Source organism: Serratia sp. PL7, assembly GCF_945957435.1.
The window spans coordinates 56,068-81,096 of sequence record NZ_CAMFLB010000002.1 but is presented as its reverse complement, the minus strand read 5'-3'; the positions used below and the strand labels follow the sequence as shown (position 1 = coordinate 81,096).

General features: G+C 50.7%; 30 protein-coding genes and 1 pseudogene. 21 read left to right on the top strand and 10 right to left on the bottom strand.

From position 1 onward, the window contains the following. The first annotated feature begins 171 nt into the window (after positions 1–171). Positions 172–1,149 carry an NAD(P)H-dependent flavin oxidoreductase gene (locus N6G83_RS14785; protein ID WP_211136633.1) on the top strand — a complete coding sequence of 326 codons (978 nt, stop codon included), beginning with the start codon at positions 172–174 and terminating at the stop codon, positions 1,147–1,149. A gap of 181 nt (positions 1,150–1,330) precedes the next feature. Further along, complete coding sequence (locus N6G83_RS14780) at positions 1,331–2,296, top strand: DMT family transporter (RefSeq protein WP_074032291.1); 966 nt, start codon at positions 1,331–1,333, stop codon at positions 2,294–2,296. 58 nt (positions 2,297–2,354) lie between these two features. On the opposite strand, the gene fusA is transcribed toward N6G83_RS14780, so the two are convergent. The 10 genes from fusA to N6G83_RS14730 form a co-directional block, all read right to left on the bottom strand. Continuing rightward, positions 2,355–4,460: an elongation factor G gene (gene fusA, locus N6G83_RS14775; protein ID WP_211136634.1), complete on the bottom strand. Its 2,106-nt coding sequence runs from the start codon at positions 4,458–4,460 to the stop codon at positions 2,355–2,357. Between the two features lie 238 nt (positions 4,461–4,698). Beyond that, entirely contained in the window at positions 4,699–5,757 is a 1,059-nt protein-coding gene (locus N6G83_RS14770) for a tyrosine-type recombinase/integrase (protein WP_260523985.1), read from the bottom strand. Next, positions 5,699–5,974: an excisionase gene (locus N6G83_RS14765; RefSeq protein WP_260523984.1), complete on the bottom strand. Its 276-nt coding sequence runs from the start codon at positions 5,972–5,974 to the stop codon at positions 5,699–5,701. Before N6G83_RS14765 ends, N6G83_RS14770 begins: the two co-directional genes overlap by 59 nt. A 71-nt stretch (positions 5,975–6,045) precedes the next feature. Continuing rightward, positions 6,046–6,225 carry a hypothetical protein gene (locus N6G83_RS14760; protein ID WP_260524018.1) on the bottom strand — a complete coding sequence of 60 codons (180 nt, stop codon included), beginning with the start codon at positions 6,223–6,225 and terminating at the stop codon, positions 6,046–6,048. After that, on the bottom strand, positions 6,225–7,343 hold the full coding sequence (locus tag N6G83_RS14755; RefSeq protein WP_260523983.1) for a recombinase RecT: 1,119 nt from the start codon (positions 7,341–7,343) through the stop codon (positions 6,225–6,227). Before N6G83_RS14755 ends, N6G83_RS14760 begins: the two co-directional genes overlap by 1 nt. Before the next feature lie 11 nt (positions 7,344–7,354). Then, entirely contained in the window at positions 7,355–10,603 is a 3,249-nt protein-coding gene (locus tag N6G83_RS14750) for a RecE family exodeoxyribonuclease (RefSeq protein ID WP_260523982.1), read from the bottom strand. 158 nt (positions 10,604–10,761) lie between these two features. Further along, positions 10,762–10,989, bottom strand: a complete 228-nt coding sequence (locus tag N6G83_RS14745; protein WP_260523981.1) for a hypothetical protein — start codon at positions 10,987–10,989, stop codon at positions 10,762–10,764. A 132-nt stretch (positions 10,990–11,121) separates the two neighbouring features. Then, positions 11,122–11,415, bottom strand: a complete 294-nt coding sequence (locus N6G83_RS14740; RefSeq protein WP_260523980.1) for a hypothetical protein — start codon at positions 11,413–11,415, stop codon at positions 11,122–11,124. A gap of 147 nt (positions 11,416–11,562) precedes the next feature. After that, the gene (locus tag N6G83_RS14735) at positions 11,563–11,760 is read right to left on the bottom strand and encodes a hypothetical protein (RefSeq protein ID WP_081375925.1); all 198 of its coding nucleotides are present in this window, start codon (positions 11,758–11,760) and stop codon (positions 11,563–11,565) included. Positions 11,761–11,982: 222 nt separating this feature from the next. Continuing rightward, positions 11,983–12,555, bottom strand: a complete 573-nt coding sequence (locus N6G83_RS14730; protein WP_025118833.1) for a helix-turn-helix domain-containing protein — start codon at positions 12,553–12,555, stop codon at positions 11,983–11,985. Positions 12,556–12,661: 106 nt separating this feature from the next. On the opposite strand from N6G83_RS14730, the gene N6G83_RS14725 reads away from it, so the two are divergent. The 19 genes and pseudogenes from N6G83_RS14725 to N6G83_RS14635 all read left to right on the top strand — a co-directional run bounded on the left by N6G83_RS14725 (position 12,662) and on the right by N6G83_RS14635 (position 24,772). After that, a complete protein-coding gene (locus N6G83_RS14725) occupies positions 12,662–12,892 on the top strand; it encodes a transcriptional regulator (RefSeq protein WP_071998211.1) in 231 nt (76 codons plus the stop codon). 2 nt (positions 12,893–12,894) lie between these two features. Beyond that, positions 12,895–13,458, top strand: a complete 564-nt coding sequence (locus N6G83_RS14720) for a toxin YdaT domain-containing protein (RefSeq protein ID WP_260523979.1) — start codon at positions 12,895–12,897, stop codon at positions 13,456–13,458. An 18-nt stretch (positions 13,459–13,476) separates the two neighbouring features. Then, positions 13,477–13,719: a cell envelope biogenesis protein OmpA gene (locus N6G83_RS14715; protein WP_260523978.1), complete on the top strand. Its 243-nt coding sequence runs from the start codon at positions 13,477–13,479 to the stop codon at positions 13,717–13,719. Positions 13,720–13,758: 39 nt separating this feature from the next. After that, the gene (locus tag N6G83_RS14710) at positions 13,759–14,925 is read left to right on the top strand and encodes a hypothetical protein (RefSeq protein ID WP_260523977.1); all 1,167 of its coding nucleotides are present in this window, start codon (positions 13,759–13,761) and stop codon (positions 14,923–14,925) included. Further along, positions 14,915–15,370, top strand: coding sequence for a replication protein P (locus N6G83_RS14705; RefSeq protein WP_260523976.1), 456 nt, complete (start codon positions 14,915–14,917; stop codon positions 15,368–15,370). The genes N6G83_RS14710 and N6G83_RS14705 overlap by 11 nt, the downstream gene beginning before the upstream one ends. Before the next feature lie 38 nt (positions 15,371–15,408). Then, positions 15,409–15,795: a hypothetical protein gene (locus N6G83_RS14700; protein WP_260523975.1), complete on the top strand. Its 387-nt coding sequence runs from the start codon at positions 15,409–15,411 to the stop codon at positions 15,793–15,795. Further along, entirely contained in the window at positions 15,792–16,490 is a 699-nt protein-coding gene (locus N6G83_RS14695) for a DUF1627 domain-containing protein (protein ID WP_260523974.1), read from the top strand. The genes N6G83_RS14700 and N6G83_RS14695 overlap by 4 nt, the downstream gene beginning before the upstream one ends. Further along, complete coding sequence (locus N6G83_RS14690; protein ID WP_260523973.1) at positions 16,483–16,626, top strand: hypothetical protein; 144 nt, start codon at positions 16,483–16,485, stop codon at positions 16,624–16,626. Before N6G83_RS14695 ends, N6G83_RS14690 begins: the two co-directional genes overlap by 8 nt. Then, positions 16,619–17,140 carry a hypothetical protein gene (locus tag N6G83_RS14685; RefSeq protein ID WP_260523972.1) on the top strand — a complete coding sequence of 174 codons (522 nt, stop codon included), beginning with the start codon at positions 16,619–16,621 and terminating at the stop codon, positions 17,138–17,140. The genes N6G83_RS14690 and N6G83_RS14685 overlap by 8 nt, the downstream gene beginning before the upstream one ends. After that, positions 17,137–17,808 (top strand): hypothetical protein, encoded by a 672-nt coding sequence (locus N6G83_RS14680; RefSeq protein ID WP_260523971.1) that lies wholly within the window; start codon positions 17,137–17,139, stop codon positions 17,806–17,808. Before N6G83_RS14685 ends, N6G83_RS14680 begins: the two co-directional genes overlap by 4 nt. Before the next feature lie 100 nt (positions 17,809–17,908). After that, positions 17,909–18,169 carry a hypothetical protein gene (locus N6G83_RS14675; RefSeq protein ID WP_260523970.1) on the top strand — a complete coding sequence of 87 codons (261 nt, stop codon included), beginning with the start codon at positions 17,909–17,911 and terminating at the stop codon, positions 18,167–18,169. Further along, positions 18,166–20,343: a DNA cytosine methyltransferase gene (locus tag N6G83_RS14670; protein WP_260523969.1), complete on the top strand. Its 2,178-nt coding sequence runs from the start codon at positions 18,166–18,168 to the stop codon at positions 20,341–20,343. The genes N6G83_RS14675 and N6G83_RS14670 overlap by 4 nt, the downstream gene beginning before the upstream one ends. Before the next feature lie 118 nt (positions 20,344–20,461). Beyond that, positions 20,462–21,112 (top strand): hypothetical protein, encoded by a 651-nt coding sequence (locus N6G83_RS14665; RefSeq protein WP_211136649.1) that lies wholly within the window; start codon positions 20,462–20,464, stop codon positions 21,110–21,112. 5 nt (positions 21,113–21,117) lie between these two features. Next, positions 21,118–22,206 (top strand): XRE family transcriptional regulator, encoded by a 1,089-nt coding sequence (locus tag N6G83_RS14660; RefSeq protein WP_260523968.1) that lies wholly within the window; start codon positions 21,118–21,120, stop codon positions 22,204–22,206. Positions 22,207–22,228: 22 nt separating this feature from the next. Then, on the top strand, positions 22,229–22,366 hold the full coding sequence (locus tag N6G83_RS14655) for a type I toxin-antitoxin system hok family toxin (protein ID WP_211136650.1): 138 nt from the start codon (positions 22,229–22,231) through the stop codon (positions 22,364–22,366). Between the two features lie 559 nt (positions 22,367–22,925). Further along, the gene (locus N6G83_RS14650) at positions 22,926–23,522 is read left to right on the top strand and encodes a DUF1367 family protein (protein ID WP_260523967.1); all 597 of its coding nucleotides are present in this window, start codon (positions 22,926–22,928) and stop codon (positions 23,520–23,522) included. Beyond that, positions 23,522–23,818, top strand: coding sequence for a DUF1364 domain-containing protein (locus N6G83_RS14645; RefSeq protein WP_260523966.1), 297 nt, complete (start codon positions 23,522–23,524; stop codon positions 23,816–23,818). Before N6G83_RS14650 ends, N6G83_RS14645 begins: the two co-directional genes overlap by 1 nt. Further along, entirely contained in the window at positions 23,788–23,955 is a 168-nt protein-coding gene (locus N6G83_RS14640; protein WP_312847371.1) for a YlcG family protein, read from the top strand. Before N6G83_RS14645 ends, N6G83_RS14640 begins: the two co-directional genes overlap by 31 nt. Then, positions 23,952–24,772: pseudogene (locus N6G83_RS14635) on the top strand (antitermination protein). The gene N6G83_RS14640 and the pseudogene N6G83_RS14635 overlap by 4 nt, the downstream one beginning before the upstream one ends. Positions 24,773–25,029: the final 257 nt, after the last annotated feature.

Genomic DNA, 25,029 nt, shown 5'->3' with positions numbered 1-25,029 from the left:
TTATTTAATAATAGTGATGAAGTGTTTTTGCTATTTTTCTAAACAATATCGCGATCTACACTCTTCTCACTTCGAAAGCTGAGCTGCTCCGTAGCACCATTTTGAAACGTAGGAACGCTTTAAGGCAGCCTTATCAGGTCGCCAGAACCCATTTGTTAAGGATATTCCGCCATGCAAAATAACCGTATTTGTCAGATTCTGGGCATAGAAAAGCCTGTCATCCAGGGACCGTTATCCTGGTTAACCGATGCCCGTTTGGTCGCTGCTGTCAGCAACGCCGGGGGCCTTGGTGTCCTGGGGCCAAATGCAGGCTTGACGGTAGAAACCGAAGTTTCCACGCCGGAAGAAACTGCCGAGAAAATGCGAGAAGAAATCCGTAAAACCAAAATGCTTACCGAAAAACCTTTTGGCGTCAATCTGATCCCGACGCCTGAGAACGACGTATGGACTCCATCCATCATGCAGGTGATAAAAGAAGAAGGGGTGAAAGTTGTGGTTTATACAGGCTATGGGGAAGGCGCGGTGATCCCCGCTCTGTTTGACGAACTGAAAAACGCGGGCATCAGTATTATCTACCGCGACATTAATCCAACCCCTGAAAATACCCGTCTTGCCGAAGCTGCAGGGGCAGATATTATTGTCGCCACCGGTTTTGACGAAGGAGGAACCTTGCCAGGTAAGGCTCTGGGAACATTTTCAATTGTACCGCTTATTGCCGATGCCGTACAAAATGTACCCGTGCTGGCCGCAGGGGGGATCACCGATAGACGCACCGCCAGAGCAGCCCACGCCCTTGGGGCAAGCGGAGTTTTTGCCGGCTCTATTTTTATCAGTACGGAAGAAAGCCGTGTACCACAATCGGTGAAAGACAAAATCATTGATTCGGATGGTCTGGATATGCTGCTTTTCCGTACCATGCCAGATTACTATCGCTCGTTGCCCGGCAAGCTGGCACAAAAGCTGGTGCAAATGGATAAGGCAGGAGCCAGTAACGAAGAGCTTGGAAAAACGATGGGTGGATTACGCGGTTTGCGTATAGGCATGCTCGAAGGAAATACGGATGACGGCTATATCTCGCTTGGCACCGGCATCGGTAGCATTCGGAATGTTAAAAGCGTAGCTGAAGTGGTTGATGAGTTAGCAATATGATCGTTTCCCGCCGTTTACGGCGGGGTTATCTATTTAACTTGGTCAGGGTCGATACTGCTCGGCCCCTTCAGATTGGCCAACGTTGCTATCAATCAAAAAACAGCAACCTGGTACAATATTCTGCCCCCACGTCCCTCTATCCTTAAGCCACTTGAGAATGGCTGTTGATGATGGAGTCACTATGTTTGTCGGTGTGATGTTTGCCCTGATTGCCGGGTTGATGTGGGGGCTGATATTTATTGGCCCGGTATTGGTGCCGGACTATCCAGCCGCGTTGCAATCCACCGGGCGCTATCTGGCTTTTGGGCTTGTCGTGCTGCCGCTGGCCTGGCTGGATCGCCGCCGCCTGCGTCAGCTGCTGGCTAAAGATTGGCTAGAGGCGTTAAAACTGACCGCGATTGGCAATCTGCTGTATTACCTGTGCCTGGCCAGTGCGATCCAACGTACCGGAGCGCCTGTATCGACCATGATTATCGGCACGCTACCGGTAGTGATATCGGTCGCTGCCAATCTGTTTTACGGCCATCACGACGGCCGTCTCTCCTGGCGAAAATTAACCCCGGCCTTGCTGGTGATTGCCCTCGGGCTGGTGCTGGTCAACGTTGCGGAACTGCAAGGCAATAGCGAGCCTATTGATGTCTGGCGTTATACCAGCGGCCTGGGATTGGCACTCTTAGCGGTGGCGTGTTGGACCTGGTTCCCTCTGCGTAACGCGCGTTGGCTACGCGATAACCCGGATAAACGGCCCACAACCTGGGCCACGGCGCAGGGGATTGTGACTTTACCTTTGGCGTTGGTGGGTTATGTGCTGGTTTGCGGCCAATTGGCGCTGACACAGCCGCAGTTCGCGCTGCCGTTTGGCCCGAGACCGCAGGTGTTTATCCCGTTGATGATTGCTATTGGCGTCTTGTGTTCCTGGCTAGGTACGTTGTGTTGGAACGAGGCGAGTCAGCGTTTACCGACGGTGCTGCTTGGGCCGCTGATCGTATTCGAGATCCTGGCTGGATTGGCCTATACCTTTATGCTGCGCCATAGCTGGCCACCCCTGCTGACGCTATGCGGTATTGCCTGCCTGACGGTTGGGGTGATTTACGCCATGCGCATCAAGTTGGAACCGAGGGTGGTTGCGCTAGAGGAGACACGTTAAAGCGTATGCTGCATTCGCCAAAAGATGAGGCTACGGGTTTCCCCGTAGCCGTTATCGATTAACGTTTACTGTGGTGGATAATCTCTTCGGCCACATTGCGCGGAGCCTCTGCGTAATGGCTGAACTCCATGGTGTAGGTGGCACGGCCTTGCGACATGGAGCGCAGGGTGGTGGAATAGCCGAACATCTCAGACAGCGGGACCTTGGCATGGATCTCTTTGCCTCCGCCACCGGGGATATCCTCCATCCCTTGCACCATACCGCGTCGTGACGACAGATCGCCCATCACGTTTCCAGCGTAATCCTCCGGCGTTTCCACCTCTACCGCCATGATTGGCTCCAGGATCACCGGACTGGCCAGGCGACAGGCCTCTTTAAACCCAAAGATAGCCGCCATACGGAAAGCCTGCTCGGAGGAATCCACATCGTGGTAGGAACCGAAGGTCAGATGCACTTTGACATCGACCATCTGATAACCCGCCAGCACGCCATTATTGAGCGCCTCCAGAATGCCTTTTTTGACTGCTGGAATATATTCACCGGGGATCACGCCACCTTTGATTTCATCAAAAAACTCAAAGCCTTTACCGGGTTCATTGGGCTCCACCGTCAACACCACGTGGCCGTATTGGCCTTTACCACCGGACTGACGTACAAATTTGCCTTCTACGTCGGTCACTTTCTGACGGATGGTTTCGCGGTAAGAGACCTGCGGTTTACCGGTGTTGGTTTCAACGCCGAACTCGCGCCGCATCCGGTCAACTATGATCTCCAGGTGCAATTCACCCATGCCGTAAATGATGGTCTGGCCCGAGTCTTCATCGGTACGTACGCGCAGCGAAGGATCTTCCGAAGTCAGGCGTTGCAGCGCAATCCCCATTTTCTCCTGGTCGGCCTTGGTTTTTGGCTCGATAGCCTGCGCGATAACCGGCTCCGGGAACACCATACGTTCCAGCGTGATAATGGCATTGGGGTCGCATAGCGTATCGCCGGTGGTCACATCCTTCAGGCCCACGCAGGCGGCAATATCCCCGGCGTGCAGCTCATCGACTTCTTTACGATCGTTGGCGTGCATCTGCACGATACGGCCAATACGCTCTTTTTTGCCTTTTACCGGGTTATAGACGCTATCGCCTTTGGCCAGAATGCCGGAATAGACGCGCACGAAAGTCAATTGGCCAACAAACGGGTCGGTCATCAGCTTGAATGCCAGCGCCGAGAATTTTTCATTATCATCGGCCTTGCGGGTGATAATGTTATCGCGTTCATCATGGCCTTCCATCGGCGGGACATCCAGCGGAGAGGGCATCAGTTCGATCACCGCGTCCAACATGCGCTGAATCCCTTTGTTACGGAATGCCGAACCGCACAGCATTGGCTGGATCTCACCGGCAACGGTGCGGGCGCGCAACCCCTGGACGATCTCCTCATTGGTTAATTCGACCTGATTGAGGTACTTGTCCATCAGTGCTTCAGAGCCTTCCGCCGCCGCTTCAATCATCTTGTCGCGCCACTCTTGGGCCTGCTCGAGCATTTCTGCTGGGATCGCCTCGAAGCGGTAGGTCATACCCTGAGTCGCTTCATCCCAGAAGATGGCCTGCATGCGGATCAAATCCACTACGCCGGCAAAATGGTCTTCAGCGCCGATGGGGATCACCACCGGCACCGGATTGGCTTTCAGGCGCTCGATCATCATATTGCGCACGCGGAAAAAGTCCGCCCCGGTGCGGTCCATTTTGTTGACGAAGGCCAACCGCGGCACCTTGTACTTATTAGCCTGACGCCACACGGTTTCAGACTGCGGTTGCACGCCGCCAACCGAGTCGTACACCATCACGGCACCGTCCAACACGCGCATTGAGCGTTCCACCTCAATGGTGAAATCGACGTGCCCAGGGGTATCGATGATATTGATCCGGTGCTGAGGATAATTATGCTCCATGCCGTTCCAGAAGCAGGTGGTGGCGGCGGAGGTAATAGTGATCCCGCGCTCCTGTTCCTGCGCCATCCAGTCCATGGTAGCGGCGCCGTCGTGGACTTCGCCCAGCTTGTGACTGACCCCGGTGTAAAACAGAATCCGCTCGGTCGTCGTGGTTTTTCCGGCATCAATGTGCGCCGAGATGCCGATATTGCGGTAGCGTTCGATGGGGGTAGTGCGTGCCATAATCAACCTTTCTTAGCCTTGTGGCGTACGGCTTTAACAGTTTACGTAAAATGATATCCCTCAATGGGTTATCAGCCAGGCCTGGAACAACAACGTCCTACGGCCTTAGAGTAATCGTAGTTGATAGTATTAAGTTTATTAACCTATGACTGTGATAGGTCGCATAAAAATAAAACATTTAAAATCATAGTGTTAAAAGTGATAGGTCACTATAAGTCACTATTAGGTCAAAATTGACCTACACGAATACCCATTTATCGCTGCGTTCATCATGGTACTTGGCCGTCATTTCTGCGGATTTATGGCCAAGCAAATGCTGAGAGAATTCATCGCCATTTTCTTTTTTGTGCAGTCTTGCGGACAAACTGCGCAGTTCATGAAAAGAAGGCGGGGAGGTTTTCCACTCAAGCCCAGAAGCGCGCCTGCTGTCTTTGAATGCTGTAGAGATCGTCTTTGCTGCTAAAGTGTCGCCGGATTGACCAGCGATGATGTTAGAACAATCAGCGTAATGCAGCTTACAACGCGCAAGGGTATCACTAAGGCTCAGCTGGGCCTCTGTCAGCTCAATGTCTGTTGAGATCGATACATGCGCCCCGGTTTTTTCCTGAACGATCCACATCCTGCCATCGTGTACATCCTCCCATTTTAATCTGCTTATGTCCCCCAACCGCTGACCTGTCAGTAATGCCAGTTCCATGCTTAATCCAACCCATGCAGCCATGCTGTTGGCCGCTGCGCGTATCTTGAAATATTCCTCAACGCTGAGGCGTTCGCGTTGCACCGGCGCTCTTGGATTTCGAGTAGCATCAACTGGGTTGAATTTAATGTGCCCGTCGGCAACCGCCTCTTTGAAGATATCGTTAAGCGTTGAACGTAATACCTTTGCACGCATGTTTTTCCCCTGGCTCACGTAATCGTTGAGAAACTCAGCGATGTCTTTGGTGGTTAACGCGTCGATCTCTGCATCAGTGATCCCCATACGGATTGCGCTAACCCGGTTGATATATTCATCCAATGATTTTTTCTTAAGATCGCGGGCCTTGATGATTTCCTCGTACCTTTCAAGCCAACCGTGGAACGTTATGCATTGACTACCGTTTATTCTGTCTACCAAGCTGATTGAGGTTTCCATCAGCTGTAAATTCGCCTCGATAGCTTGATTGATAGCATCGCGTTTAATCCGACCTAGCCCAAATTCTTTACCCGTTCGCGGATCACGATAGCTGTAGTAGCCATCATTACGGACGTATAAGTTTGGGGGTAGGTCGCGCCGGGCGCGGCTTCGCATTCTTGCCATCACGGATCCTGTCCAGCAGTTGCTTTGTTGACTGTTTTGGTAGGGTATTTGGGTTTATTTTTATGGCCCGGTCATCAAAAAGGTATTCCCGCCCATCAAGTTGTGGAGCTGGATAAATTTTTCCTGCCCGAACCCAGCGACGAACAGTTTCCACGCTCTTAGGGCGTGGTTGGCGGCTGTTCCATTCTTTGAGGGTGATATACTTAATTTTGGTCATTTGGTTATGCTCCTAAGCACAACCGACCACGATCTTAATCGTGGCCAGGGTTGTGTTTTGATTTTCAAAAATCAATTTTCAGGTCGATATACATCACTGCAAAACATTACGGCGTGTGGCCGACGAAACTGGATTGCTTCTTTCACCTGCTCGCATTCAGCTTTGGTCGGGTACACCCGCTCGGATACCGGCAGCGCGTCGCATGCATCGTGGCCGCACGGGCTGACCAGCAGGACAAAGCCTATGAGCATCAGCATGCCGCCTCCTGCGCTGGCGACAGATCATCGATCGCCTGTTGATAGCGTTGAACCTCATCAGCGCTAAGAAAGCGCTCGGAGCGATGAAGCAGTGCGCCCAGCTCGGCGCGCTCCTCGTTCGTTGTGCCGCCGTTCTTGCCAGCCGTATCGATCGACGCACCCAGGGCTGCAATCGCGTTCAGACGGTGGTGCTGCCTCACGATTTTGTTTTTCAGTTCGGTGTAGAGAGTGATCCCCAACTGTGCTTTCAATTCTTCAACCGATGCGCGGAGGTCAGTCGCCTGTGCCGGGGTCGTTATCTTGTCGATGCTGCCGCGAATATCCTTAGCAATCTTTTCAGGTGCTGAATTTTCAGTAACAGGCTCTGGGGCCTTATCTGCCGCCTCGATCAACTGTCCGGCAGTTACGCGTGTATCTGGAGTGACGTCTTTTTCTTTCTGCCAAACCATCTCTTGCCCGCGTTCGAGCATTTCCATCATCTCGGAGTTGTTCGGCAGGCGGCGGCAGAGGCGGTGCATCACGGATTTTCGCGCCATTGACTCATACCAGTCGACCCATGGCCCTTTGTCGCTGTTTTTGCTGGCTGCGCGGACCTTTTCAATATCATCCAAATTCATCACTTCAAATTGCAGCTCGCCGGATTTCATCTTGGCATAGGCGAACGCGCCGACAAGTTCGCCGCGATCCAGTAGGTTAGGCTCGTAAAAAATGTGCTCACCGTTTTCGTCCATCCAGACGCGGAATTGATCGTTCTTGTACCAGACACGTGTGGCGATCACTGAGACTTCGCCAGACTGGCGAGCCCGTTTCATCACGCCGTCGATCATTGGCAGGTACTGCGCTTTAGGTATCCATTGGCCGTTGGCGTTTTTCGTCTTGTACACGATTAGCGCGGCTTCACGGTTATCAGGGATCAGGCCGTCTTTTGCACAAGATGAAAGGGCATTAATGACGCTTTGGCGGTCAGCACCCAATAAATCGCTATTGTTGGCTAGCGCCACCGCCGCGGCGGTGGTGAATTTTTCAAAACTGACATGGCTCGGCAAAATTTCCTTGGCCGGTGCTAGCTCTGCTGCTAAATCTTTCTGAATAAGTGCGAGTTGGTTGGTCATTGGTATGCTCCTTAAGCTATGCGCAACGCTTCCATGCGGCGCTGGTCAAAGTCGTTAATGTCGTCCACGATTTCTTCAGTGATCGGTGCCGGCCATGTATCTGTGTCGAAAGCTTGCTTGATATCGCGCATCGCTTTTTTGTACTCCAGTCGGCCCAATTCCAGCAGATCCGGCGATGCCTCAACGATGGCCACCCAGTGATAACCCTCGTCCTTGTTCACGAAAATCCAAAAGAACTGATCGAAGGCAGCAACGTCGCAATACATAGCGGCGCTGAGGTGGTAATCGCGATCAATGATTTCCCGGTGCAACTTGGCGCGTAAGAAATCCTGTTTAACGCGGCCCATGCTGGTCGATTTGAGATCCACACCTAGGCGAACGCTATCAAGGTCAATCTCTAGGTCTGGACGAACGCGGACATCGAGGCCTGTGTCTTCATCGATCCCGAAGTAACTCACCTCAACAGCACGGTTCTGGTGCTGCAGTAGGGGGCCTGCGGACGGGTGAGTGAAAAGGGCGCGCTGAATGGCTTTCGCCGCCTGCATCTGTTGTTGGGTCACCAGCTGGCGGCCGTCATCTGACGACGTCCACGCATCAAGGATTTCATCGGCAAAAATGGCCTCAGGCAGAATAGTTTTGATCCGGGCTGCCATGTCCTCTTTTGTCCCGCTGACCGGCAGCGGCGCAGGGATGGCTTTTTCCCGCGTGGTGAATTCGAGATCAATGCTTGCTAATTGCTCGAGCAAAGCATCACGGCTTCCGCTGGTTTTCAGCATTTCAGGAAGGGTGGCGTTGTACTCTTTGATGCAGGCTTTCATGGCCGTGGCCGTGAATTTTTGCCCCTCGGCGATGCTCTGGAACTCCTGCGGCAGCATGGTGTAAATCCGTCCGATTTCATCCGCATTACCGCCCAGGGCATACGGTACCGGCAGCGTGGCGTTGTGCTTCTCGATCATTGCCCGAAGTGTGTCGGCGTCGGTCTGTTTTGGCAGTGCTGCGTTGTGTTTGTCGATAAACGCGCGCATTGAAGCTACGCCGGTGAAGGCACCCTCAGGAATGATTGGCTCGATGTTGAAATCGTTGGACAGCTTTTCCGGCTCCAACGCCATCGTGTGGACGAGCGAGCCGAATGTCAGGGCATCGCTACGCTCTCGGGCAATTGACTTGATGACGTGGCGGCCATGGAAGTACATCAGGCTGATCCGGGCATCTTTGATTTGGGTGCTGCTGATACCGTTGGCGCTGTGATAGACATCGTTTGGGATATCCAGATAGCGGCCAGGTTCGAAATATGCTGGGGCCGTGGCGACCGGTACTTCCTGTGCAGCTGGCGCGCATTCTCCTGACGAATCGACCTTTTCACCTGACAAATCGGCCGGTTTGGTTGACGAATCCAGGAATTCCCGAACATCCTTGGTTGTCAGATCCTCATTTTCCCGCAAATCGGTTGATGCTGCGTTATCAACGTTGGCCAGTGGGGATGTCGCGAACAATTCAGATACATCAAACTTGCCGCTGCCCATGGCGTGCAATTCGCCAGCAGGCTGCTGCTGGGCGACTTCCGTTTTTTCTCCCTCATTTGAGGCATCAGGGCGCGCCAGTTCAGCGTTTTTATGCTGACCAGCGACGTCTGCCTGTTCCAACGTTTGACGCGCTTCTTTCAGATAGAACTCAACGCGTTCATCGATAAGTTGGCAGCGTTCTTCTTTATCGTCGGTCCAACCCTCAAGCACATCGCAGGTGAGGTGATAAATATCGTCCTTGGCCAGCTGCTTGAAAGGATCGCAGGGCTCTATTTCTTTTGCCAATAGCCTGGCGAGATATACGTGATTAAAATCGCCAGCTTTTGTTAGAAGCTCCTCGACATCATCCGTACTCATCACTGACGTTTTACCGTCCAGGGCGAACATGATTTCGCGCCGCAGCCACGCGCTGCGCGTTGTTGGGTCAAGATCCTTAGCTGCGTCCACCTCTTCTTTTTCGCCATCATTTGAGGCATTACTTGCTGTCAGTTCGCCCGCCAGCGCCGCGCTGCCAGCACTTGCTGCTGCGCCTGCCAGCGTTTCATTCGCAAGCTGTTCATTAACCAGTGAGCCTGCCTCGCCCTGCGGCAGCGATTGGGTTTGAGCATGGTTTTTTACCTTCGCTGTTTTTTCGTCAATCTCAATCAGGTTCGCATTGATATAGTCGCGTAGTGGGCCAGGTGTTAGGTGGAGGGTTTCTGGAGCATTGCGGATAAGCGTACCAACGGCCTCACGGGAAAAGTCCAGAATGCCGGGAGTTTCGGACAACTGTCCATACCATGCTAATGGAGACTTTTCTTTGCGCGTTTTCATCTCTTTTACTGCATTAACAATGCCGATTGGCGGCCTGCTGATATCAAAATCGGATGGGTAGTGCGCAAGGTAGGTGACTGTTTCAAGTTCGCTAAAGGACGCTATTGGCGTGCCGTAGACTGGATTCTTGCCTGTGCCGGCCAGTGCGCCGGACGACGTGCGCGGCAATTCTACCTGTGAGTTATTTGCGGCACTGGGCGACGTCTGCCACTTGGAAATGACAGACTGGCGACCATCTACTTTCGCATTCAGGTATTCGGTTGCGAACTGACTAAGTTTACCCAGTTCTGGCGCTTTATCGAATGGTGGCCAGATAGCCTTTATGGCTGCAATGGCCACTATCGGCATGTCCGGGTAAACGTAATCGAACCCCTTAAGATTGGAGAGGGCCATGATGACGTTTTGCGGGTACCGCTGCGAGTCATCCATCATAAGCCTGGTTGCTGCTTTCAACTGCTCCCCTGTCATTTTCATGCAGTCACGACCAAACAGCCACGCGGCGGCAATCACAGTATGCTTGTCGAGGTCTATTGCGGAATATGTGGTCTCGTCTTTTGCGGGCGGCTCCGGTGCTTTTGCCGCTGTATCCGCGTCGCCCTTGAGCATGTAGGGGTAAAGTTTAGGGATCGCGACAGAGGGATCAACTTTGTCGCGCGGAAAACAAGTACGCCCAGAATCCCCCTCAAGTGCCCAAGATAACCAGAATGACTCACTGAATGCGCCATCAACTGGCAGATCGTCAACAACAGGGAAGTTAATGCGTAGCGGGGTAAAATAGTCGGCTTTGGAATACCCTGCTTCCATAAAAAGATAATCACGCTTCGTTTCGGCGTGGTCGTCTGACTTTGCTTCAAATTGAACATAAAGATGAGGCTTGCCTGACTTTTGTTTAGCCCGGTATAGATAGGCGGCAACATTTTGCATTATGCAGTTCTCCTGAATTTAGGTAGAATGCAGTCGATCATTGACTGCGATAGTGGTCATTGGTTTATGCTCCGGTTGCTGGGGGTGGTTCCCCGGTAACCCGTCACCGGGACGTTAAGCCGGTAGACTGGCCCGCCTTGCGCGGGCCTTTTTACGTCTTAGTCGTCATAACTGCGGTTGCAGTGAGGGCAGAAGCAAATCAGTTTGCTGCCTGCCTCTTGAACTGAAATGCCAGTAGGACGCGCGGATGCAGTTTGTTGCTGATAAATGTCCCGCTTGCAACGCCAGCAAATTCCGTCAAGTGGTGCGAAATGCGGATAGTTATTTTCTTTGCAATATTCCGCCTGTGATTTACGTGCAGCGACCGGGGAGAATACTTTTTCCATTATTAGATTCTCATGTTGGTTGATATTGAAATGCATCCCGCGAATTTACGCCCCCAGATAGGAAACGCAGGACGCATTTCAATAGCTTCAAAAAACCCCGCCAACGACGGCGGGGAAGACTACACACAGCAATCAGTGAATGGATACAACATTGATGCTCACTGAGCGGACGGCCTCTTTAGGCGTAATGAGGTTGATTTCCACCGAAAGGGGAATGCGTTCAAAGCGGCGGATAACGGCTTTGATCGCACATACCTCACAATGCTCATAGCCAATATCTTTGCCATTGTGGGTGATGGCGAAAGGTTGCTGGTTTTGATGTTCGTTTTCAGGGAGTGCGATATAACCAGCAGTTTCGCTGTTTGAAACTACTTTGGCGATGTTATTGCTGACCTGCTCTAATTTAAAAATAATAGTCTTGCTCATTGGTCATACTCCGGTTTTAGGTAATGGGGATCCATGGCTTAATTAATAAGCTGAATTAAAAATAATTAGGTTGCCGGTTACGTTTCCGGCGTCGTATTACCTACATCTGCGCGCGGGAATATACGACCGTTCCCTGGTGTTGCACTTTTAGTGGGTGCCAGCCGGTTCGAAATATGGCGGAATACTGCGAGATTCAAACGGCGACTTGATCGCCCGAAGGTTGCCGGTAGGCTCGAACCGATACACTTGGCAATGGATATCGTAATGTGCCACCCATGCAGCGCCGGTGCGTTTGTTGCGGTAGTTGGTTGCTTTACCACTGTGTGGAACTGTAGTGCTGATCATTGTCTACCCCTCTGCTGCCTGGTTGAACATTGGTTTATGCTCGCTGTCTCTCCAGCCGTCCCCGGTCTTTCCCGGTGTCAGAACATTTCCTGAGCACTGCGGTGCTTTTGATGTGTTCAATTAAATATTATATTTATATATTGGTCAATATTTTATTTACATGCTTCGTGCGGACGAAAAAAAACCGCCATTAAGGCGGTTGTAACTCATTGATTTATTTGCTTACTGCTCTCTAAGCTTTTTTAGTTCTTCAAACATATCATCGTAAAAAATAGCCTGCTTTTTGACGTTTTCTAAGAGTTCTTGTTTCGATTTTTTTGTAAGCTTATGAAAATAGTACAAAAGTTCTTTGTCATCATCATTAAGGTTTGAGGGGGCACCAAGAGAATTGCCAGAATCCAAGTAGTTGAAGGGAAGGCTGTAATCTACCTCTATCCTCCTGGCTGTTTTATCAGTAAAAGCCACTTGCCCATTAACAAGGTCTGCAAAGAAAGAGGCTTCATGCTCAGGAAATCCATCCTTAAACCAATCGGCTAGTCGCTTGCCACGATGTGCATTTAGCTCGTGCAACTCAGGGCTACCTTCAAGCAGCCAGTCGACAGATACGCCGGTAACTGACGAGATTTTCTTGGCAGAAGCTTTTCCGATCTCACCCCTATTGAACCAGCCGTTAACAGCCTGGGGGCTAACTCCGGCTATACGTGCCAGATCTGCTTTATTCAGATCTTTCATCTGCATAAGGAGAGACATACGCTCTTCGAATGCTGTTAGTGAGTTAGTTTTTTTCTCTTTCATATCATAAGTATAAACAATTTATTTAACGCATGAAATAAATAAAATATTGACACGAAGTATAAATAAATTATTTAATCAGCTTTGTCGTAAATGATGAGGTTCAAAAATGACAGCGCTAGATCAAGTAATTAAGAAACTCAATAACGCTTCTTGTTTGGCTAGGGCTCTGGAAGTAAGCCCAATGACAGTTAGCCACTGGAGGCATCGGGATAAGGGAAGGGTTCCAGAAGGCTACCTGATAAAGATTTTCAATCTTACGGGTATAACCCCGCACGAATTGCGCCCAGACATACATCCCAATCCGACATCAGGTATACCTCAGAAACTGGAGAGTTAGCCATGTCATTTGCAAATGCTATCAGGTCGAGTGGTCAGCGCCTGAGTTCAGAAAATCAATCTTCCATGCGGCGCCGTGCCAGCGTCAAACCTGAGGCGGTGCGGCTGGCCGTCGAGGATTGGCAGAACACGCTGCCGGGCCGTGCACAGGAAACTATCGCAAAGCTGATCACCGATGAATGGTTTCGCTGCGGCGGGAAAGGCCTCCAATTGGGGGATTCTGACCGTAACAACAGACAGAACATTTTCCGCTGGTTGGACAATCCGCACCGTACTGAGAAGTACGCCGGTTACGTCCTACAGCTGGCGCCGGTAATTGCCGACGTGATGCCGATAGAGATAGCCAGAAAATACGGATTGAAGCAGGGGAAAACCAAGTTTGAACTGGTGGCCGACGCCATCAAAGAATGCGCGGACGCCAAGCAGGCGGCATTACTCGGAGCACCGTTGCGTGAGCTGGAGAAAGAAATCCGCGAGGGCATTGAATCGCTGGTAAGGCTGGCACCGCCGGATCGGTGGGCTGCAGTTATGACCAGCGCTGCTGCAGTATTCAGCGGCTGTTTTTAACGATCGGAGCATAAACCAATGGCTAACTTTTCAAGAGAACAAGTTGAAGCGCAGATCCGCGGTCAACTGGTAAGTAATGGATTTTCTGTTGATGTGGCGCGTTCTGCTGCAGTCCACGGCGCTAATCATTACCTGGCATACCCAAATGCGACCATCGCCAGCAGCCTTGCGGTCGCAAAGACGTACGCAAAGCCGCTAAAGCGGGTGAAGGGCAAACCGGATCGCCCGCATGTACCAGGGCGTCGCATGGGGCATCGGTGATTAGGGTAATGATATTAGACAAAAGCAAAGGCAAGACCTATGGCTAATCCTTTGGCTAAGACCAAGGCAAATAATGAGCCTTATCGTAAGGTAAAAATCACAATGTGGAATGACCCAAATTTTAGGGCGTTATCCCCATTGCCGCCCAGCGGGCAGAGTCTGTTTGTTTATCTGCTTACAGGTCCGTTCACTGGAATTATACCTGGTCTCTTTAAGGCGGGGCGCGCGGCTTTAGCTGAAGAGTTGGGGTGGGACGTAGAAGCCTTCGACTTAGCCTTAGGCGAAGCCTTATCCCTAGGGATGGTGAAAGCCGACACCCAAGCCAGAGTTTTTTGGTTGCCGAACGCAGCTAAACACAACCCGCCAACATCGGTAAACGTCATTAAGTCGTGGGTGAGGGCGTTTGAATTATTGCCCGAATGTGACCTTAAATATGAGGCATTGGAATCCTTGAAAGCCGCGTCACACGGCGTTTCTAAGGCTATGGGTTTGGCTTTCGATAAGGCTTTCATTGTGGCTAATCCTTTGGCTAAGGATAAGGCTAAACCTTTGCCAAGACCTTTCCAGAAAGCAGTAAACAGTAAACAGATCTTAAAAGATAAAACCCTATTGTCTCATGGCGAAAAAAACGCCAAGAGACCCAATGGAATTATTCAGGAACCTGACCCTGCCGATCAAAAACTGGATGACACGCCACCGGATGACCCGGAAGCCGGTGCCCGGAAGAACCGGCACGAGTACCCACCCGATTTTGAAACGGCGTGGCGGGCATACCCCCGACGGCCTGGAAGCCCTGACAAACACGGTGCGTTCAAGGCTTGGAATGCCCGGCTGCGGGAAGGGGTGACAAGCGAGTCCATGCTGGATGGTACGAGGCGCTACGCTGCGTTCGTGGTGGCTACAGGCAAGTCCGGCACGGAATTTATCAAGCAAGCCAAAACGTTTTTTGGGCCGTCCCGGCACTTTGAGGACGAGTGGAAAATAACCACCGAGGTAACACAACATGCGGAATTTCGATACAACCCAAGCGATCAGCGCTCGTACTACGAGCAGTTCATGGAATGGGAACGACAGACAGGGCAGTCCACCGCCGGAATGGCAGCTGTGGGAACTGATGATCAAAATCTACGGCCAACGCTGGATTGCGAAGAATGGCAATCAACCATCGGACCTATGGACGGTCCAGGTCAATTCGATGACGAGTGAGCAACTCACCCGCGTCTGTTCTGCGCTTGCAGACAAATGGCGGGCTGGCAGCCACTGGCCGCCGGACTTGGCTGAGTTTGTATCGATAGTCGCCGAATGCAGCGGTGGCGTGTTTGGCCTGACGGTTGAGGATGTCATGGCTGAGAACAAGCGCTGGCGTAACGAGTTTTACCGCTACAGTTGCGCAGAGAAATTCCCTTGGCGTCACCCGGTGCTCTATCACATCTGCATCGCACTGAAGCGCATAGGCATTGAGCGAAAACTCACTGAGGGAGAATTGCGCACCCAGGCCGTAAAGCAGCTGGCTCACTGGGAAAAGCGGGTTGCCGGCGGTTTTCCCATTCCTCCAATTCGCAGAATATTGGAAGCGCCCAAAGCGCCGCCAGGCCCAACACCGGCAGAACTGGCTTACGAACAGTACAAGCGCAAGAAAAACTTAGGGTGACGTCATGTCATGCAGTAATAAAAACGGAGCATAAACCAATGACCAAAAAAAGCAGAATTACAACCCGGCAATTCGTCGATCTGATCCTGGGTAAGGAACTGAGCACCAGCGAAATTTACGAGTTGGCACACCAGGTTTATCCAGATGGTGACCTCACTCGCATGTCAATCCTCACTCGACTGAGGAATATGGTTCGATCTCCCCACGCTGAAATTGTTGTCAAAAGCCAGGGGAACAAGGCGCGTTACACACTGATCAGTGCCAGCGAAAGTTTTATTACGCGAGGGGAGGTAAATTATCGTTCTAATTCTCAAAATACCGCCAGCGATAAAAGGCTCTGGCATTTCAACCCAGTTGAACTGCGGTTCTGCCATTTGCACAAAATGTTCGATCAGGCGCTGGCCGCTGTGCGGGGTAACGCATGATGGAAACGATCATCGATGCACTAAAAGCGATGGGTAAAGCCTCATCCATCGAAATCGCTGCGCGGTTGGGTATGGAGCGCCAAGAGGTTATTGATCAGCTCTGGGAACTCAAAGAGGCCGAGGTGGTAAAGAAAGATGGCCATTGCTGGGAGCTGGTGACCGGGAATGCCTCAGGACATGTGGGGAAAAGCGAAGCTAAGCCAGTGAGCATCAAAGCTGAGGATCTGATCAATATCATCGCAGAAAAGGGGCCAATGACGGCAGAGGAGCTCGCTGCCGTTGCTGGTGTTACTGCTCGTCGCGTTGCATCTTCCTTGGCAATGGCCACCAGTCGCGGGAAGGTGGTGCGCAAGTCAGCCAGCGGTAAATTCCATTACATGATGCCCGGTACTGAAACTGCAACAATTCCTGACAGTGAGACTAAAAAATCTGTACCGGCATCCGGTACTAAATCAGTGTCACCTGCACCTGCACCTGCACCTGCACCTGCACCAAAAATGGAAATTATATGGCCTGCACCACCCCCTGTTGCAGCATCGCGTGCAGAATCCGATGGTACCGAAACGCTTACGCTCCCCACAATCGCTCACCTTCGCCAGCGTATTAAGCAACAGAAAGCCGGTGCACGGAGGGACGAGCAATTACTCAAACACCTGATCCGGGTTCACCGCTTGCTGGAGGTAACCAATGGCTGAGTTCTGGGAACTGCTAAAAGAGCCTGGCGGCGCTATCTGGGCTATCACAGCCATCGTTATCGCATGGGTCTTATGCATCATTTTTGATTGTTTTGCCGAAGACGACGACCAGCCAGAGGAACAGAACAATGACTAAATCACCAACGCGTTTTGAACCGGATGTCGGCTTCGTTACTGACGCACCAGAAATGTACGTAAATACGGCTGGTAGCTACATAAAGTTTGAAGATTACGAGCAGCTCAAGCGGCAACTGGATGCTGTTGTTGCTGAGTGTGCGAAGCAAAAGGCAATTATCGGCGCCGTGACTGATTTGAATAATGAGCCTCAGTATCACCCCGAAGGAATGGGTTGCGGACTAGAAGACCGCGGCATCACTGATCGCTACGATGCGATGCAATACGGCTGGGAGCAGGCAATGGAACGCATCTACGGCGAGGTAATCCCGTGTGCTGAGGAATTGAGTTTTCCCGCCACCGATGCCGTACTGGCAGAAGTTGAGACGAAATTGGTTGAGAAATTCGCAGAACAGCAGGAAGAGAAATCATCCGCTGCTGAGCGTGCAGGTGCAAAACATCTCGGTGCGGCCCATCAATTTGCTGCACTTCAGGCACGTGCATTTGCTGTCGATCTGTTGGAGGGCCGGGTATGAAAGAGCGCCCGATAATTTTCAATAGTGAGATGATTCGCGCAATCCTCGACGGACGCAAGACGCAGACGCGGCGCGTAATCAAACCACAACCGACGCTTAGTGAGCGCACCGGGTTTAATTGGAATGGCTATGCATACGGCATTGGCTCCAGCCACAAGGATACCATCCGCAATTTTGCTTACTGCTTTAAAGTCTGCCCATTCGGCCAGGTAGGCGATCAGCTGTGGGTGCGCGAAACATGGCAGTTGATCCATAGCGAATATGACGAGGATGAAATTACATACGCTCCAAGCATCCCAGAGCAGCATGACAGCTACTGGCAACCCGTCTATGAAGTGGATTTTAAGGGAGAAAGCCGAGAAACCCGTGGTTTTCCATGGCGACCATCGATTCACATGCCGCGCCACGCTTGCCGCCTGGTATTGGAAATTACCGGCGTACGGGTTGAGCGCCTGGGCGATATCAGCAACGACGATGCAAAGGCCGAAGGAGTAACGCCTGCAGGCGAATTGCTGCCAAATATCCCTGATGCATATCTCACCCCAAAAGGTGACTTTGCAACCGCCAAGGTGGCTTTTCAACGACTCTGGGAGTCAATCTACGGCGCTGAAAGTTGGCAGGCTAACCCATGGGTGTGGGTGATTGAGTTTAGGAGGGTAAAACCATGATCAGTGAAACCAAAAGCTGGATGGTTCGCCACCCCTTAACAGCGGTAGGAATTGCCTGTGTGATTTTTTGGACAGTACTAATAGCAACGGTGGTGGTGCTATGGACGAAATAATCCTGAAAAACGCCATTAATCGGATCATCGAACTGGAAACCATGCTGCTGATCCCGGTTGAAAATACAGTTTGGCCTAAAGAGATCGAGATGGTGATCACCCAAATCGACGGGGCGGAAAACTTGCCGGAGTGCCATCAAAAACGGCTCCGGCACCATATCAATCGCATGTGGTTAGAAGGGATCCCTATGCCCACTGTAATTTCCGTTGCCAAAGTGCTGGCCGATACCTTGGGGCAATACCAATGAGAGAAATTATTGTTGATAACTTTGCCGGTGGTGGTGGTGCGTCAACGGGTATCGAGCTGGCCACCGGCCGCAGTGTTGATATTGCGATTAATCACGACCCACATGCGATCGCTATGCACGAAACCAATCATCCGGACACGTTGCATTACTGTGAATCCGTGTTCGATATCGATCCGGTGGTTGCCACAGCTGGCAAGCCTGTGTGCTTGGCGTGGTTTAGCCCCGACTGCAGGCATTTTTCGAAAGCGAAGGGTGGTGCACCGGTTAAAAAAGAAATCAGGGGGCTGGCCTGGATCAAAATCAGATGGATCTTGAAGGTTCGCCCGCGGGTTACCGCAATGGAGAACGTGGAGGAATTTAAAACGTGGGGGCCGCTCGTTACAGACCAGAACGGCAATGACTACCCATGCCCAGATCGTGTTGGGGAAACTTTTCTCGGGTTTATAGCAATGCTGACCACCGGCATTGATGCCGCTCACCCTGCGTTGGCTGAGTGCTGCGAAATTTTGGGCATAGCAGAGGGCAGTGACGAACACCGGCGCCTGATAGCTGGACTGGGCTATGCGGTTGAGTACCGTGAGTTGAGAGCTTGTGACTATGGTGCTCCAACTATCCGTAAGCGCTTTTTCATGATGGCCCGCTGTGATGGTCAGCCAATAGTTTGGCCTGAGCCCACCCACGGGGATCCGAAATCTAAAGAGGTTAAAAGCGGAAAACTCAAACCCTGGCGTACGGCTGCAGAAATTATCGATTGGTCACTTCCAACCAAAAGCATTTTTGGCAGAAAGAAGGATCTGGCGGATAACACTCTGCGCCGCATCGTTAAAGGCTTGCAACGGTTCGTTATAAATAATCCAGATCCCTACATTGTTCAAATTGGGCAAACCGGTTTCGGTGGTGACGGCCGGCAGTATTCAACAGAACAGCCATTAACGACGATCACTAGCAAAGCAGAACACCTTTTGATCGAGCCGTATGTCGTGAAAAGCAATCACACATCGAACAAAACCAAATACCATTGTTTCCGAGGGCAATCTGGCAGGCTTCCGCTGCAGACGATAACGCAAACCCACGGCTTTGGGGTTGCCGCCCCGGTGGTAGTACGCCAGTTCGGAAACAGTACCGGCCAACCGGTTGATACCCCGGTGGGAACGGTCATGCCCGGTGGTGGCGGGAAAACCCAAATAGCTGCAGCTGTTCTTGTCGATACCGGTGGCAATGAAGGGCAAATGCGCCCCAAGTCTGTCAAAACCCCATACCAGACCATTACGAGCGTTTCACGAGTGAACGCGGTGAGCGCTGTATTGGTTGGGGCAGGCGGACCGAAATACTCAGGTAAACCGCGTGCTGTTGAGGCACCGATGATCACCTTACCAGCAACATCCCATACCGCACTGACATCTGTACATTTAATGGTTAACACCACCGGGCATCCAGGCGGAAAAGCTGAAGAACCATTACGTACAGTAACCACCGGTGGGCACCATGCTTTAGTAGCTACCAACATAGTGAAGCACTACGGCGGCAACTATACCGGTGCAGGCCTGGGTGTGGATGAACCATTGCATACGGTTACCCAAGTTGACCACCACGGGCTTTGTACATCGCATTTGGTACACCTGCGCGGGACGTGCAAAGACGGAAGGCCAATTACAGATCCGGTACCGACGATAACCGCCAGTGGCCAGCATAACGGGCACGTCCAAGCTTTCTTAACCAAATACTATGGCACAGCGACAGCTGTCGACGTTGCGGCACCAGTGCATTCAGTCACCACAAAAGACCGTATGGCAATCAATGAAGCGCACTGTGGCCAGGAACCACTGACGGATGAACAGCGTTATGGGGCGTGGTGGTGCGCCCGGTTACTGGAGAAATTCAGCGACGAGCCAGACGATAGCCACTTATTTCCCGCAGAACGGCCCGGCTACATCCGTGTCGGTGATTACATCATCGTTGATATCTGCATGCGGATGCTGGCGCCGAGAGAGTTGTATAGAGCCCAGGGGTTCCCTGACTGGTACATCATCGAACGCGATTATCGTGGGAAAAAATACTCGAAAGAGGCGCAAGTGGCCAGATGCGGCAACGCGGTACCGCCGCCGTTCGCTGAGGCGCTTGTCCGCGCCAACTTGCCAGAAATGTGTATTGCCATAGAGGAGCAAGCAGCATGAGCAAAATTAAAGATTTATTGATGTTATCGAATTTTGGTTGATTGATGAACTTTGCATTCACTTCTTGTTTTTCCTCCTCATTTGAGGTATAAAAATCGGAAGTAAAGAGGAGGTGATAATGTTAGCTCATAAAATTTACCAAGACCAAACATCGTTAGATAAGCTTCAGTCAATGGGATTGTCAGTAGAGGATTTTTCCTTCGCGATTTCACGTGCGATCTATGAAAGTCGTCGAAGTTCACCGTTACACCCTAGAACTAGCGCTATGAGTAGAGCATGGGATGAAGTAGTGGCAGCATTTCGCGAAAGCGTTCTGTCCGGCGTTAGAGGATGGAACTACATGCTTGATAGCGGGTTAGAGTATACCATCAACTCAGAATTGGGTTTGAGTATCATAGCTACTAGTGGCACTAAAGATACTGGTCTAGTTGAAGGATTCCCTAAAACTAAGAATGCTAAAGGCATGGCTACTGAAAATTTGGTTTCCAGAAATTTAGATCTGTTTGAATCGAATGATTCGGAAGATCCTGTTGACATGACCATCGACTCAACCAAGACATATGTTTTTCTTTATTATTTTGATCTCAGTGCTCAAGAAGTACGCTGCGAGTTGTCATTGCCAAGCGGAATGAGTGGGTTTAATGGGCACAATAAAATCTCCACATGGAGTGAAAGGATTATTTTGCCATCAGTTCCATTTAGTGCTGCCATCGATACACCTGAGAAAGAGTTTAATGAAGAAATAGACATTGTCGTTTCTCGGAAATGAATGATATGGAAAACATGCAACTGAACCCGGACCGACTCAAAATCGCCCGATTAAGACGTAAATTGACGTATACATCCTTAGCTTCGGCTACCGGTTTGTCGTCAAAATCAGTTGCCGAATATGAAAAGGCCGATGGGCTTTTCCCTCCAAGTGAGCAGACCATTAAGTTGTTGGCTGAAACTTTAGGGTACCCTGTGAATTTCTTGTGTGGGAGCGATGCTGAATTTGTCGATCCATCTTCGGTTTCTTTCCGCTCTCTTAAAAGTATGAAAGCGGCAGACCAACACGCAGCCGAAGCCGCAGGAAGCTTGGGGGTAATTGTTAATGGTTTTTTTGAAAGCATATTTAATTTGCCTGAATGTAATCTTCCGAATCTCCGTGGTTATGAACCCGAAGCTGCTGCTGAAGCAGTGAGGGAAAAATGGGGGTTAGGTGTCAAAAGTATTTCAAATATGGTTCATATGCTTGAGGCCAATGGTGTTCGTGTATTCTCGTTGGCAGAAAATACTCTTGACGTAGATGCATTTTCATTTTGGAAAAATGAGACGCCTTATGTGTTCCTGAACACACAAAAAAGTGCTGAACGTAGCAGATTTGATGCTGCACATGAGTTGGGGCATCTTGTTTTGCATCGCCACGGTTCTCCTCAGGGAAAAGGAGCGGAAGAAGAAGCAGATAGCTTTGCATCTGCTCTTTTAATGCCTCGCAGAACGATACTAGCGATAAAAATGCCATTTCCTACACTTGATGGCGTGATCTCTATCAAAGAGAATTGGTTGGTGTCAGCAGTTGCACTAATTGTCCGGATGAAAAATGTTGGAATTCTTACTGAGTGGCAATATCGAACTCTAATGGTGGAGGCCAATAAACGAGGTTTACGAAAAGAAGAAATCAATGGAATTCCGAGAGAGCGTTCATTAGTGATCGATAAATTACTACATGCTTTAAAAACTGACAAGATTGATATGAATACACTGGCGTCAATGCTTTCGATACCTATTGATGAACTGGCAAATTTGTTATTCAAGGTGGCTGTTATTGTTGGTGGAGGAGTCAGTTCGAGTGGGAAAAAACCCGATTTGAAACTCGTTTGAAAAAATAAATGAGAAGAAGGCTATGAAGCCACAAAAACTGGCGCTGATGGCGCTAATCGTTGTCAGTATTGCCCAATTAGGGACGTTGCTGCTCAGTGATGTTAGCTTCCGAAGTGGCGGAATGGAGATTGTGGCTCACATGGCTTACGAAACCAAGTAAGAGCTACGGCGGGGAGTAATCCCCGCCACTCTGTTGTTGAGTATGAGCTCTCAAGCACCCAATCATATCAAACCTGCCTCGGCGGGTTTTTTTGTATCTAATCAAACGCATATCACGATTAGCCATAGGAATAGTGTGCTATCGATCTGTTAAAACGATCGAAGTTGCGATATTGGTCTACGTTACCTAATAGAAAAGGCCAATCCAGCGTTTTTACTGAAAACATGTGAATCCTAATTCCATGGTGTTTCGCCTCGAAAAATATTCTAACTTATTGAGGTGAAATATGATTTATGAAAACTCTTTGTCTGAGACTCTCTGCTTAAGTGGACGGTTTCGTGTGGATTCCATCACAAATTGTATCTATGTCAGCGATATCAAGACCAACAGACGTATAGCTTTAAGCTTGGAACTCATGCGGCTATCGCCCTCCGAGCTTTCAGAATTGTTAGCGCAGGTTGGTGTGGAACAGGGGAAACGGACCGCCGAATAGTGTTATAATACTCAAGTCAGCCTGAACACCTGGCAACCTGAGCACTGCGCTATTCCAGAGGTTGAAATGGCGCAGTTAATACAATTAGTGAAATCCGCACCTACAATCCTGACCCCGGCAACGAACGAGGCCAGCGAATTTTTGCAACGTGTGAAACTCGGCGAGTGGATACAGGCCGAGTTCAGGCGTGTCCGTAACTATCAATTTCACAAGCGTTTTTTCAAACTCCTGCAATTTGGATTCGATTACTGGACGCCAACCGGCGGCACATTGACGCTGCCCGAACGGCAACTCATAGATGGGTTTGTCGAATATCTCATTGATATTTCCGGCCAGCATGGAGCAATCATCAGCTCAGTTGCTGACGACTACCTGTTCCACGTTGGAAAGCTGCGTGCCAAAGAGATTGCGGTTCTTAAGTCCTTCGAACCTTACCGGGCTTGGGCCACGGTTGAAGCTGGTTATTACGATGAGGTGATCCTGCCCAATGGACTGCGCCAACGGGTACCTAAATCGATCTCGTTTTCCAAAATGGATGAAGACACATTCCAAGGCCTGTACAAGTCCGTTTTCAACGTTCTATGGAATTTCATCCTGTCACGCAGTTTCCGCAATAGGCAAGAAGCTGAGAACGTGGCTTTGCAGTTGCTGGAGTTCGAATAATGGCCAATCTTAAAGAGGAGGCCAAAGGACGCGACTGCCAGATCCGCATTCCAGGCGTCTGTAATTTCAATCCTTACACCACCGTGCTTGCACATTACCGCATGGCCGGAACCTGCGGCACTGGCATAAAACCCGATGATGCCCAAGGCGCGTGGTCCTGCAGCAGTTGCCACGACTTGATCGACGGACGGAAGAAAACCACCGATTACACCCATGATGAACTGCGGCTGATGCATGCGGAAGGTGTGCTCAGAACGCTGGCCATATGGAAAAAAGAAGGGCTGGTAAAAGCATGAACATGAACACAACTGAATGTATTCGCCAGCGCTGGCTACAGTTGAACATTGTCCGCTATCGCGGGTCGTTCCCGGTGGCATATCGCATCCTTAAAAACTTTATTCGCACCCGTCAGAGCCGGGGAGAGAGAGCATGAACCTTGAAAACACAGTGAAATACCACTTCGAAAAATCCACGCTGATTAGCGATTCTCCGCGTGCTACCGCCTCTGATTCACTGACCGGTACCGATATTATGGCGGCAATGGGTATGACGCAGGAGCGCGCTGCAATGGGGTATAGCGCCTTCCTCGGAAAGATGGGTATCAGCAACAATGATAGGGAAAGGGCGATCGCGTTGCTGGCCGAATACGCATTAACCCGGTGCGATAAAGTAGCTGCGCTGCGCAAACTCACACCAAACGTAAAACCTCGGGTTATCCGGATACTCGCAGAGTTCGCCTTTGAAGATTACTCCCGCAGCGCTTCCAGTAAAAAACATGTGACTGCTGCCATGGGTCTGGATTCATCGATGCAGAGGTGTTCACCAACAAAGTAACTTATCCAGATGGCAAACCTCCAAAGTGGGTCAAAGTTACAAAGGGGATCTATCCATCATACTGGGAGGAGGCAAAGTCTGTCAGGGAGCAGGTTCGGGTGCTCTGCCAAAAGTGCCAGGGAAAAGGGACCGTCAGTGCTTCCTGTAACGACTGCCACGGAAGGGGAAAGGTAGTGAATCAGGATGAGACGGAGAAACAGGGCGTGCCTGTCATGGGTAACTGTAAACGCTGTGGTGGGCGCGGTTATGAGCGGATCCTCTCCACTGCTGTGCACAGTGCCATTTGCCAGATAACTGACGCCATCACCCTGGATACCTGGAAGAAGTCGGTTAAGCCGTTCTTCGACGTGCTGATCACTAAATTCGATATAGAGGAGGCATGGGCAGAGGCACAACTCAAACAAATAACGCGCTGAGATATTTACTTTTCCCGAATTCGTGTTAATTTGTTCTAACGATGGGCATTGTATGTTCACCGTTGAAGAAAAAATTTAAGAGCCTCGACAAACGTCGGGGCTTTCTGCATTTAGGGCTCGCATTCGCGGGCCTTTTCTCTTTTGGTTGCCAAAACGTTATTCACCTTGTTCCAACTGGCGGCCATTCCCCATACAGGGCTCACCTGCGACGGTTCATAACCCAATCGCAGGGCGCTTGCGCAGAGCCCGCCGATTTA